This is a genomic window from uncultured Kordia sp., from assembly GCF_947496985.1.
In the GTDB taxonomy this organism is placed as follows: domain Bacteria; phylum Bacteroidota; class Bacteroidia; order Flavobacteriales; family Flavobacteriaceae; genus Kordia.
The window spans coordinates 25544-36419 of record NZ_CANMEZ010000007.1 but is presented as its reverse complement, the minus strand read 5'-3'; the positions used below and the strand labels follow the sequence as shown (position 1 = coordinate 36419).

Annotated in this window: 8 protein-coding genes; all 8 read right to left on the bottom strand. The window is 32.2% G+C overall.

The window, feature by feature from the left end; all coding sequences use genetic code 11:
- Positions 1 to 31: 31 nt before the first annotated feature.
- Entirely contained in the window at positions 32 to 781 is a 750-nt protein-coding gene (locus Q0828_RS17060; RefSeq protein ID WP_298423843.1) for a hypothetical protein, read from the bottom strand.
- Positions 782 to 783: 2 nt separating this feature from the next.
- On the bottom strand, positions 784 to 1419 hold the full coding sequence (locus Q0828_RS17055) for a hypothetical protein (protein WP_298423841.1): 636 nt from the start codon (positions 1417 to 1419) through the stop codon (positions 784 to 786).
- A 22-nt stretch (positions 1420 to 1441) separates the two neighbouring features.
- Positions 1442 to 7534 (bottom strand): hypothetical protein, encoded by a 6093-nt coding sequence (locus tag Q0828_RS17050; protein WP_298423838.1) that lies wholly within the window; start codon positions 7532 to 7534, stop codon positions 1442 to 1444.
- A 277-nt stretch (positions 7535 to 7811) separates the two neighbouring features.
- Positions 7812 to 8399 carry a hypothetical protein gene (locus Q0828_RS17045; protein WP_298423835.1) on the bottom strand — a complete coding sequence of 196 codons (588 nt, stop codon included), beginning with the start codon at positions 8397 to 8399 and terminating at the stop codon, positions 7812 to 7814.
- Between the two features lie 11 nt (positions 8400 to 8410).
- The gene (locus tag Q0828_RS17040) at positions 8411 to 8908 is read right to left on the bottom strand and encodes a hypothetical protein (protein WP_298423832.1); all 498 of its coding nucleotides are present in this window, start codon (positions 8906 to 8908) and stop codon (positions 8411 to 8413) included.
- 8 nt (positions 8909 to 8916) lie between these two features.
- The gene (locus tag Q0828_RS17035) at positions 8917 to 9405 is read right to left on the bottom strand and encodes a hypothetical protein (protein WP_298423829.1); all 489 of its coding nucleotides are present in this window, start codon (positions 9403 to 9405) and stop codon (positions 8917 to 8919) included.
- Positions 9406 to 9416: 11 nt separating this feature from the next.
- Positions 9417 to 10379, bottom strand: a complete 963-nt coding sequence (locus tag Q0828_RS17030) for a hypothetical protein (protein WP_298423826.1) — start codon at positions 10377 to 10379, stop codon at positions 9417 to 9419.
- Positions 10369 to 10836, bottom strand: coding sequence for a hypothetical protein (locus tag Q0828_RS17025; protein WP_298423822.1), 468 nt, complete (start codon positions 10834 to 10836; stop codon positions 10369 to 10371). The genes Q0828_RS17030 and Q0828_RS17025 overlap by 11 nt, the downstream gene beginning before the upstream one ends.
- Positions 10837 to 10876 lie beyond the last annotated feature (40 nt).

Here is a 10876-nt window from a genome sequence, read left to right as displayed (position 1 = left end):
ATTAGCTATGATTTGAAATGGTTCCAGTATTTTAATATTGACTTATTTTAAATTCTTTATATGCAGTAGTTGGAGTTATTCTTTTTCCATTTCTAAGTATGTAAGAATCTATTTTAGCGATATTTTTTTCCTGTTTGGATAAACTTGTTTTGTAGTTGGAAAGCGTAATTTCCATTCTTGGATTGTCTATTTTTTCTTGACCTTCTTCATTTTTATAAGGAGCTTTTGTTAAGAAATAGAGTACTTCTTTTTCAACTAAAGCAGTTTCTTTATTAATGTAGATTTCTACTTTTCCATAAGGAAGTTGTGTAATAACATCTGTAGTTAATGTACATATCCATTGACTTCCATTATCCTTAACTTTTTTTATTTTGAATAGCTTAATAAAGGTGCTTAATAATGCTACAGGTGACTGATCATTGTTTATAGTTATATTACTTTGAATAATCAATGCTTTTTCTGCTTCATTACATTTAATAGATGTTTTTGATGTTGGATCTGTAATGAAAAAGGTGTTATTGATTTTTGAATAAATTATTTCTTTAGACTTTATAAGGTTGCCTAAGTATGAAATAGATGGTTTTTTAGCTGTATATGTGCCAAACCATTTATAATTCATATCAAAACGCATATTTTGGTTCTGTTCCATTGCATTTTGTGTCTCCTTTAAGATGTCATCGACTGTTCTTTCTTGTGCAAAACTATAGGTCTGAAAGCATACTAAAAAGAGTATTGCTAGTACTAATTTTCTGTAGATTGATATATTTTTTATACGTTTCATAACTATTGTTGTTTTTTACTTTTTGATCGTGTTTCTTGAATAGTATACACACCTTTTTCTGTTTCTTTTTTGACTCTTACCAACCCGCCTTCTTGATCATATTCATAATAAGTAGCGTAGTTGTTTTCATCTAATTCTGCCATCAAACGTTGTGTGTCTTTATCGTATACAAAACTTTTCATACTTCCGTTGAACGGGAAGATTCGGATATCATCAAAATAGCAGTCAGTGCCAGCATTAAGGCATGATAAACTTATTCCAATTACTTTGAGTGCTTCTTCGTTGGTATTAGCTTCTGGCTTCGGAATTGATACAATTCCTATGATTCTTTGCCAACCTTCAATGATTTTTCCACTTGGATACATTGTAACTGTAGGTAATGCTGGATTCAAATTACTTCCGTCGTAGAAGTTAATTTCTAACACGCCATTTGTGTATGTTTTTTTATTTTGATTGTTACTCTCTTTAACCCAGCCACTAACGATGTATTTTTCACCAGGTAATGGATAAAAAGAGGAGCAAGTACCATTTGCAGTTCCAGATTGAAAGTCACCAGAGGTAGTTTGTCCCCAAGTACTTGTCAGAACTAATAAAAACACTATTGTAATTAGAAGTTTGTATGTATTATATATTTTCATAATATGTTTTTTAATAACTGTTTTAATGACTTATGTTCATTATTAATGAATCATCTGCATTGTTAAATGCGAACTGTCCATTGGTAATCATAATGGTTTCATTACATTGATCGTTTCCATTATTATCTTTTATTACATAAGTAATTATATGTTCTCCTGTATTAGGAATTATCCATTCATATAAATATGTTCCTGTTTGGCTATTATAAGAGACTTCACTAATTGAGCCTGAAGAATAAGTAAAGACTAAAGAAGGACCAGGAGTTAATGGACCATCAGAACCATAATTTAATAGTATTGGGATTGCTATTTCATTATTAGAAACTACTCCGATACCTTCATAACTACAGCTAGGAATTCCGGGTTCCGGTCCAGGTCCAGGTGGAGCACAATCTAATCTGGTTCCTCTTTCAATACAATTGTTATATAATCGTTTAGCGATGGAAGCGTGTCTACCTCCTTCTACTTTTAGACTGTATTTACCTGTATGAGATTCTTCATCAGTGATGATGATTTCGTTATCAGTAGATGATAAACTTGAGATTCTAAAGTGAGTGTTTACTGCTGATTCAGCATCTCTATCTTCAAAACCTTCGTAGCCCATTTGTCTATATTCACTATTGGAAGCAACTGCAACGGGTAATTTGTAATTATATCCATATTGAGCAGATGAATGCCTTCCAAGCGCATCTCTGTTTTCGAGTTCTGCTCCATAAGGAGAATATTGAGTAACCTCACTAGCATATGTCCAATCGGTATCATTTTTAACCCATTTTTTAGTATTTGAATCGTAGGTGTAGAAAGGAGAGAATTTTTCAAAGAATCCACTATTACGTTTTGTATTTGTTGATGAACGTGTTGTTAAATATGCATAGGATTTTACAGCGCGCCAATCACCTTTTATATTGTATACAAATGGATTGGTTTGGTAAAAACTAGGATACTTTACTAAATAATTCTCTGAACCTTGATAGGTTAAAGAAGGATACCTCTTTACACCAATATTTTCTTCTGGGTTATTCCAAAAATCTTTGTACTCAATAGCAGAAGCATTGATGATTCGAGGATTGTCAGTATCAGAAACAGTGTCATCAAAAGTAAAATCATTAGCATTAATGACATCATTTAGAGCAGGATTGGTCATTGAAGTAACGGAAGCCATTGCAGCACTTTGAAAGTTTCGATAATTCGATTTTATAATTTTGATTGTAATGTCACCTAAGCTTATATCTTCTCCACAAGCATTTAAGTATTCTCCATTTCTATCAATGAGCACCATTTTCTTTCCTAAAGCTGTATTGTTATCATCAATGTTTTCAATTTGACTTATCCAATAGGCATTATCATCTGAAATCGATTCACCATTATCATTAAAAACGATTACTTGATCACCAGGAGAAAATATTTCATCCAAACTACTATTTGCAGATGTTGTTCCTTGGATTCTATACCAAGTTGAATTTCCTGAAACATCGCCATCATAATCATTAGAAAGGTTTTCATGAAGAGAAGTTAAACGACATTCAATTCCTAAATTTTTTACAGCTTGTCCCATACCTTTGTATGCCCAATGTGCAGGATATGAGAAATTATAATACTCATCTTCATATGCATTGGAAGTTTCAGTAAGCAATACTTGTCCGCTTAATGCGTCCCATGCAAGATTTTTTGTGCTAACACTTGCCCCTAGATCATGAGCAACTTTCTCTACCAAAATTCCTGTTTTGTGAATTACTTTTGTCGTCGTCGTTGTATGTAGTATAGATTCATTTCGTTTATATTCAAAAGGAAGTTGTCCTAAAAGAATTGGAATAAAACCAGCATTGAAGAATGTAAGATTTGTGTTTACTCCGAAACTTTCAGATAGGTTATAATTTTCATTGAAATCTGTAATTACATCATAATGCACTCCAATTTCTTTTGTTTTATCGATACTTCCGTCAGATAGTATTACTGGAAGTTTATTGTCTAATTCTCCATTTTCGGTAACATTGTATTCATAATCAACACCAGAAATTAGGTTTTCATTTTCATCATATATTTTCTGAGATTTAGATTTTCCGTTCATATCGTTTGTGACGATTGAAAAACCTTGAGAAAGTGCTAACTCTGTTCGTACGGCTAGTCGCAATACATTATCGAGTATGTTTGCTTGATTAGTGTTATAATTATTCATTCCATCAATAACAGTATGATCGGATTTTGTAGGGAAATTTTTTGAAGTAAAAAATTCACTTACTACTTTTCCTGTCGCATGTCTTTTTACGACTTTTGATACACTGTTAATATTTGCAGTTCTATCTATATTCTTAACTGTTACCTTACTATATGTAACAGAAGCCGATGGATAAAATGATTTTCCAAAAGGCTTTTCTACATATTCTCTAGCTTGTAATTTTTCAGGACTATCATAGAATGGTTGTATGAGTGGGTTTTCCTTACTCATATTTGGTTCCCAAGTAGCAACACCACTTGATCCTTTACCTTCTCCTAAAGTATAGTCATATTCTTGACCGTAGAAATTACTATATTCATTTACAGGATTTGTTTGTTCACTACCAACCATTACATCCCAATTGTCGTGCATTATTACTTTTTTAACGCGCAATCCGCCTCCAAGTTTTGCTTGTGATGGATGCTTTAAACGAATCCATGATTTTTCAGGTTTAAACTTACGTGCGATTCCACGTTGCTCTAGGTATCCATTAGGTCCGATAAAAATTTCTAACAAAACAGGTAAACTACTCCAAATAGCATTTGCAATGTCTCTAATATCTGGAGAACCTGGTTCATCATCACCAGTTCCATATGCGTAACGATTTAAATGTTTTCTTGCAAAAAACCATCCAGATTTAGTTATTGGATTTGTTGTTCCTAATTGTACAGTATTAGTGCCTAAATTTACCGTAGCACTTGCATCGGCACCACCTTCTTGTGCTTCTAGCTGAATAGGTATAGCGCCATAAAATTCACCGTCAGAACCTTGAAATACTGAGAAGTTTCCTGTTTGGTCAATAGTGCAATATCCTTCTACATAATCATAGCTACAATTACTATTCTTCTCCATGTTTACTAAGAATCTAAAAAACAGAGGTTTATCTATGTATTGGCCTAAATATTTTTCTCTAAATTTATCTGGAGTTATTTGTGAACTTTCAGATAATTTAACTGTCAAGAATCTAGTATGTTGTCCATTTGTATATAGGTTTTCGGTAAGATCGTTCAAGCTATTTGGTGCATGTTCACTTACACCAACTACTTTAAACATTTCCATTGCAGGTTTGTCTTGAACATATTGATAATCATCAGATTCATATTCTAATTCAATACGCCCACCAGATGGTAAATCTACAGAAGATAGTGTCCAAGCGGAAACATAAAAATCTTGAAAATCTTTTCTTTTCTGTTGCACAAACGGAAATTCTTGCGCAGTAATATCAGATGCAATTTCACAAGATGTATTTACATTTCCATTTGAAAGTGTAATTCCGTTAATTTCACCATTAGCATCTGTAGTATATGTAGTTCCTTCTATTTGTTCTTCTCTTTCAAACAAAGGCTTGTAATTTCCCCAAACATCATATGATTTTAATTGATAGTCTGGATTGTAATTATCATAGTTAAATACATAAGGAGTATATTTCCCCATGTTAGAACTACGATATGTAAAGTATACTTTTTTTAAGGTTAACTTACCTGAAGTACTATTAGGCGTATTGTCCATTAAAGAATAATCATATTCAAAATGAGCTGTTTTAATAGGTGCTACAAATTCATTGTTTGAAGCATCATCATCTAATAAGTTTGCAGCTATTGCTTCTGGTTTTGAGTATAGTTTGATTGTTTCAATTTTCATTGAAGCTTTTCTTCCATCAGCATCTTGACCATCTTCACGAGGACTAAAATCAAAAATTGCAACATGTGTTTTTGTTTCAATCATTGAAACATATTTCAACTCTTTTTCTCCACGAACATAACTTCCTTTTTGATCGTTCTTTTTTGTATACAACCCAGGGTTGTATGAAGCATCATCGTTATCAAATGGAACTCTCCATTTATAATCAGTAACAACTGATGTCACTTTTTCAGTGGTTCCTGCCGTTCCTTCATCATTTGTAAAATTGTTGTAGTGCATTTTTGTATAAGCGCCTAAATCATCATCTGTTGCTCCATCACCAGTAAGGTCTTCATAATCATTAGAAAGTACAGTAGTTAATAAATACGTATGTGCATAATCAGGTGTAGTAATTTTATTGAAATAATTATCAACGCCACTTGTATTTCCTCTATTATCTTGACCTAGAACTCCAATAGTTCCATTTTCTAGATTTGGAGTGCCATTTGCAGCAAATGTTACTTCTTCTTTTGAACTGTTTACAGCCGCTTCTCCATATACATAGGTTGCGCCGCTAGGTTGTACAATTTTAAGTCCGTTTGTATGATGTGATTGTAAATTATCATGCGCATTTATAAAAGGATCTACTAATGCTTCATTTTTATTCACCTTTAAAATGGCTTGATTCCTTTTTTCACGATGTGCTCTTTTTATAGGTGCTGTAATTTGAACTAATGAATTATCTATCGTGTTATCAGTATTATATTCCTTTACATTAAAAGTATTCATAGCTTCTTTACTGTAGGCTCTTCCCGAAGGAGATAATACTAGTGACATTGGTTTTTCTCCAGATAATACAGATTCATAAAGTTGTTGATCCTTGTCAATACTTAAATCTCCAATGGTTTTAAAATATGTTTGTTCATAATCTAAATTTGTATCTTGAACAGATTGGAACCTGTAACGTCCTGGCGTATCCCAAACACCTGTATGACTTCTAGTTGGAGAATAGTGGATATCAACACCACCTCTAAATCCCCAACCACCTTCGATTTCGCCTCCAAGACTAAAACTATCTCCTGAGTCATCTACACGTTGGTTGAAAACATATCCAGATTGACTTTTAAAAGGACGAAACTGTCCAGCAATTCCTTGCCCTTGTATATGATAGATATCATGCGTATAGTTTACAACAGGAAGTGTCGTGGTATTTTTAGTAACCATACGTTCGTTCTCTCGGTTGAAATCTAATACATCGTCATGTGTTGCATTCTCCGTAAATTCATATCCATATGCTTTTTCTTCTTTTACTTGATCTTTTAGACGTTGTACAGAATAAAAAGCAGAAACACCGCCTTCAAAACTAAATGCGGCAGCTTGCCCTCCAAGAGATGCGTTAAATGTATAGTTTTCATTGTGATAGGCTGTTCGTTTGGATGGTGTAAATGTATTATCAATGAATGATAAACTTCCTAGATTTCCACTATTTGAAGATCGTCCAGTATATTTCCATAAACCATATTGATTTTTCATTACTCTTCCACTTGTAGAAGTATTAATGTTGAATGAGCTTAATCCTTGCCTACTATTGAAGCTTGTACCTATTCCTATATTATGACTTATCCCTGAAACACTAGTTTTTTCAGTTTTTTGATTTTTTCCAGAAAAGCTTTGTGTTGCAGTAGGTGTTACAGAAGCTCCATTTTCTACAGAAGGTGATAAATTCATTCCGACACTAGTTCCGCTAGAAAATTTATAGGAAACACCAAAAGAAGGTGTAAAACTAAATCCTTCATAGTTATTATGTGTTAGCGTTGAACTACCTGAAAAACTAAACTCACTTCCAGAAATTTGTGGATTTATAGAAAGTGTCATTCCAACAGTTTTATTCTTTTTCATACTGTTTTCATAGGTGATTTTATCGCCTTTGAAATCGTCAGGAATTCCACGAACATTACGATTTACTTGTCCAACGTTTAAGTTCCAGCCAAGTCCAACCCAAGAAGATTCTTGATCCATTGTAATTCCTGCATCGTATGCTAAGTTTAATGGGTAGCCACCAACATCCATAATAGGAATGTTATAATTGAAACTACCTGTACTTATATTTACCATATCAGAAGTCCCAATAGGTGTAAATGCATTAAATTCAGGTTGAGACGGACCGCCCGTCAGTGCAAATAATTGTGAAGGTTGAATGGTTGTTAATACCAACTGAATTGCCAAATAGCAAGACAGAACCTTAGAAAATTTTCCAGTTCTAATATGCTGTATCATCATTGATCACTAAGTTTTATTTTAAACTTAAATTTTTGTTTTTATAAATAAATGTGGGGAATAGAATACAAGCTCGGCTAGGAAATGTCCAATGCTAAGTTGCAGATCAATGAGTGTGTTTTTGTGAGTTAAATTAGTTGCTTTTGGGGAAGTAACTAAGAAGGGAATTATTCTACGGGTACTAAAGTATATATTTACGTTGTATCAATCGTTAGATATTTCATAAGCGTAGTAATTATTGTATAAGCGTTAAAAGAATAGACAATATCACTGTATTTACTTACAGTTTTAATGGTTTTGCTTTAAAGTTAAATTTCATTAAACCATTTCCAAATAATTGATCATCGTATATCAATTGTATTTCTTCGTTTGGATTTACATCTCCAAAGTATAGTAATGCTCTTTTAAAAGGAGCAACTTTAAAATTTCGTTCAAATAAAACACCTGAACATACAATGGTATCATTTGAACTTGTAACTACTTTAAAATCCTTTTGAATTTTAAAAGCCATATATTTTACGGCTTTATCATATGACAAATTGGTAAACTCTTGTTGTAATAAATCTTGTTCTTCATCATGATGAAATTCAATTTCGACAACACGTTCTTTTTCATGTAATTTGAAAATAGAATCGACTGCTTTTGGTTCAATGTTTTGATTGTCTTTTAAGATGTAATAATGCAACGGAACTTCCGTAGCCGTGTAATTAATCGAATTTACATATTGATTAATTTTTTTCGACTTCCAGCCATCAACGGCTAAATTGAAAAATTTGTAATTTTCTGTAATAACTGCTTCCTGTTTGTTTTTTGTACATGATAAAACACAAAATAGTGTCATGCTAAGAAGTAAAATTATTTTTTTCATCTGTTCTTTTTTTACTTGTTACCTTCATATTTTGAATTGGCAAATTCAATAGCTTCTTGTGTCAAATCAAAAGCTTTATCTGCATACATTACGTTTCCAGTACCTTGAATACCAAAAATGAGATCTACATTTTGTTGCTTTCCAAATTCTTCTAAATATCCATTTAACCGTTCCCAAGCTTTTCTATTTACTTCTTGTTTTAGTTCAGTATCCATTTTTTGAAGGTGATTATTTTGAATATACACACGCTGTTGTAACTCTTTAATCAACTTCGGATCATTTTGTTGTTGAGCTAACTGATAAAGACTATCTACTTTCTTTTTTTGTGCATTTAGTTGTGGCAAACCCATAGCGTGCAAATCTTTTGACATATTGAATTTGTTGAATAATGAAATATTATCTACATACGCATATTTCTTTGGATTGTCATTGAGTTTTATCGTCATAAAAATAATTGCGGCAATTAGCACACATATATTGACTAGGGGAAGAAATTTTAAAGTTTTCATTTGCTTGTTTATTTTTGTTTTTTAAAAGTTTTAATGGTGTTTTTATATGTTAATTGAATAGAATCTTCGTATATATTCTTGATTTTAAATTCGTTTAGAATGACTTCTTGTATTTTCTTTCGTGTAATTTTTCCATTGACTTTTAGAATGCCTAATTTTTTTGAATTTCCCTCCTGAACCACATATCCGTGATAGGAAATAGTAGGCCATTTTACGGCTATTGGAATGCGTGATTTTTGTTGTTTTTTTGAACTTTTTTTAATCTTAGTCTGAGAACTTTTTTTAGGAGTTCGCATGGTATTTGAAAAAGGATTTTTAACAGCTATTAAATCAAAAGTATCTTTCCGAATAGAAAAATCTATATTGGCTGTCATTACAGGTGAATATGCTACATTTTTTGGTGCTTCCTGTTGATAGAAATACGTATAGCCAATAGTTCCCCAAATGAAAATGGTCAATAGAGTTAATCCAATGTTTATATATTTTTTTGTTTTCAAACTGTACTTAATTATTCTGTTGTAAATGATCTTTGAATACTATAAGAACTCACATTTTGTGCCGCATCTTTTGCACGAACACGCCAATAATAAGTGCCAATATTTTCAATAGAAACTTGCTGAGAAGTTCCATTACTAACCGTAATTGTTTCTACAATAGTATTGAAATTAGCATCTTGTGCAATCTCTAAAACACTCTCTACTGTCGATTGTATGTTTCCACTATCCTGTCCAAGTGTCCAATTAAAATCAATGTCTATGGTTGTAATCGTTTCTCCATCTGTTGGAGAAACTAATGAAGGTTGATTTGGAGCTTCACGGTCTAAAAGAATAGAACGAGTTGCAAACGTAGTTTCGGTTGTTGTATTGATAGCTTTTACTTTCCAGATGTATGCTGCGTCAACATCAAAAACACTTGCATTTACACTGTAATTTGTAGCTGTAATTCCTGTTTGTTGAGAAACAGTTGTCTGCCCGTTGAGGTTTTTAACCAATTCAAACGTATATGAATCTGCAAATTGTAAATCGTTCCAAGTAAATAATATATTGGTAGAGTTAGTATATAAATTGTCTGTTGGTGTATTCAAAATCACACTCTGATTTGTTAAATCGGAAGAGGCAACTACGCTAAACGAAATAGGGAAGGAGTACGCTGTTTCATAAGCGAAATTTTCTCCTCGTATACGCCATTGATAATTACCAGGATCTAATGGGTGTTGAAATGATGTAGATGAAACTACTGAATCTAGTACAATCAAATTGTTTTGGTTGTTATCCAATATTTGCAATCGATAATCGTCCGCACCATCTGCAGCATTCCACGAAAAATTAATTAAGTTGTTCGTAATTACACTTTCCGCAGTTGGTGTAATTGGCGTAATTAAATCGTCAGAAATATTTTCCTCTAAAATATCGTCGCAAGACATAAAAAGGAGAAGGCTTAATAGGCTTAAAAGTTTAATGTTATTTCCCATAGTTTTGAAAATATAGTTCTAGTAATAAATTTGTTTTATGTGTGTTGTAATCTTTTTTTGAAATAAATTTTGCACTTGCGATTTTTGACGCTGCAAATTCTTTTTCCATAGTATACATAAGTTTTAGTAAGTTTTCATAAGTTCCTTTTAGCACGATTTTATTCGTGAAAACGGTAAAAATCTTTTCTCCAAAAACATGGGTGTCTTCCATAGAAATAACACTAACGTTCAATGAATTATTTGTAATGAATTGCAATATTTTTTGTTGAACTAAAGCATGATTTTGTGAATCCCCAATAATCTTATCTAAACCATTTAACTCCTGTTGTAATTCTTGAACTTCTCGAAAAGAAGCTTCCGAATTTGTCATTAAATTTTCAGAAGTTTGAAGCTCATTTTTCAATTCAAAAATTGGACTGTATGTCTTTTTGTATAAAGCAAAAATCAGTAAAATCATTGCAATCAATGTTAAGTAAAAACGGCGTTTATGTGAAAGT